Origin of the sequence: Protofrankia sp. Cr1 (assembly GCF_963555865.1) — a bacterium.
Lineage (GTDB): Bacteria > Actinomycetota > Actinomycetes > Frankiales > Frankiaceae > Protofrankia.
In genome coordinates this window covers 15,036-17,171 of record NZ_CAUVXO010000060.1, presented here as the reverse complement: position 1 = coordinate 17,171, position 2,136 = coordinate 15,036, and the positions used below count along the sequence as shown (strand labels likewise).

General features: G+C 73.5%; 1 protein-coding gene. It reads right to left on the bottom strand.

The window, feature by feature from the left end:
* Window positions 1-2,136: xanthine dehydrogenase subunit D (gene pucD / locus U9980_RS08000; protein ID WP_322767357.1), on the bottom strand; the 2,136-nt coding region annotated here is incomplete at both ends.

The following is a 2,136-nucleotide window of genomic DNA, read 5'->3' as shown; positions in this document are numbered from 1 at the left end:
CGGGACGGATCGGTACCCGGCGCAGGTCACGGCCGATCGCGGCCCGGACCGCCGCCACCACCGCCGGGGTCGCCGAACAGGTCGGCGCCTCCCCCACCCCCTTGACGCCGTAGGGCGAGCCGGGCTGCGGGTAGGTAAGCGCCACGAAGTCCAGCGCCGGGATGTCGGCGGTGGTGGGCAGGACGTAGTCGTGGAACGTGGGGTTGCGCACCACTCCGCCCTCGACCACGAGCTCCTCCATGAGCGCGAGCCCGAGCCCCTGGGCGGTGCCGCCCTCCACCTGCCCCCGCAGCGCCATCGGGTTGAGCACCATGCCGACATCCTGGGCGAGCGCCATCGACACCACCCGCACCAGACCAAGGTCCACATCCACGTCCACGACCGCGCGGTGCGCCGCCACGGCGAACGCCACGTGTACGTCGCCCTGGCCGTCCGGGCCCAGCGGCTGGGTCCGCCGGTGGCGGAAGACCTCCACGGCCTCGACCGGTCCGTCGGCGGCGAGCGCCTCGGCAACCGACATCCGCACCCCGACCTCGCTGGCGACGATCTCACCGCCGACGAGCGTCAGTACCCGCCGCGGCTGCGCGACCACCTCGCCGAGCAGGCCCAGCCGGCCGGCCACCCGCGCCAGCAGCTGCGCGGCCACCGCGACGGCGGCGGCACGCACGGCCCCACCACTCATCCACGTCTGGCGGGATGCGCTGGTCGACCCGGCACTGCCGACGGCGGTGTCCGCCGGGGCGAGCAGTACCTGGTCCACCCCGAGTTCGGTCCGCGCGATCTGCCCGGCGATCGTCACGAAACCCTGGCCGACCTCCGCGCACGCGCTGTGCACGACGACCCGCGGTGTGCCGTCCGGCCCGAGCTCCAGGCGCACCCGGGCGGTCGCGAAGTCGTCGAAACCCTCGGAGAACAGCAGGTTTTTGTAGGCCAGGGCGTAGCCGACACCACGGCGGATCCGGCTCGGCTCGGACCCGGCCAGCCGCCCGCCCGGCAGCGACGTCACCGGGGTGCGGTCTGACACCGGTGGTGGCAGCGGACGGGCCGCGACCGTCGCGATCGCCTCCCGCGACGGCATCGGGGCAGCCACGATCTGGCCGGTGGGCAGCACATCCCCGGGTTCGAGGGCGTTGCGGCGACGCAGTTCCACCGGGTCCATGCCCAGGGCGTCCGCGAGCCGGTCCATCTGCGCCTCGTGCCCGAACGCCACCTGGGGAACCCCGAAGCCGCGCATCGCCCCGCACGGCGGATTGTTCGTCCGCACCACCCAGCCGTCCACCATGGCGTGGGGAACCCGGTAGGGCCCTGCCGCGTGCGTCACCGCGTTGGTCAGCACCGCCGGGGACGATGACGCGTACGCCCCACCATCCATGATCACACGCGCGTGGACGCTGACGAGCTGCCCGGCGCCCGACGCGGTGTGACGGAACCACAGCCGAGCCGGATGCCGGTGCGGATGGCCGAGGAACGACTCGACCCGGTCGTAGCGGATCCGCACCGGCTGCCCGGTGACCCGTGCCAACAGCGCGCCGTGGATCTGCAGGGTGATGTCCTCGCGTCCACCGAACGCTCCGCCGACCCCGGCGAGGGTGAGCCGTACCCGGTACTCGGGGATGCCCAGACATGCCGCGACCTGCTCGCGATCGGAGTGCAGCCACTGGGTGGCGACCCGCATGTCGACACCGCCGTCCGCCGCCGGCACCACCAGCGCGGCCTCGCAGCCGAGGAAGGCCTGGTCCTGCATGCCCACCACGTAGGAGTCGCTGACCTCGACCTCGCCACGGGTGTCCGGGTCACCGTGCCGCAGATGGATCTCGCGGAAGATGTTGCCGTCGGGATGCAACGGATCGGCGTCACCGCCGGCGTCCACGATCCACTCGGGATCGGTCACCGGCGGTAGGGGCTCATAGTCGACGTCGATGGCGGCGAGCGCCCGAGCGGCGGTGCGGGCGTCGCGCGCCGCGACCGCGGCAACCGGCTCACCCTGGTAGCGCACGACATCGCCGGCGAACACCGGCTGATCTGCGACGATCAGGCCGTAGGTCGCCCGGCCCGGTACGTCCGCCGCGGTCACGACCGCCGCCACGCCCGGTATGCGCCGGGCCGCGGCCGTGTCGATACGCCGGATCCGGGCCC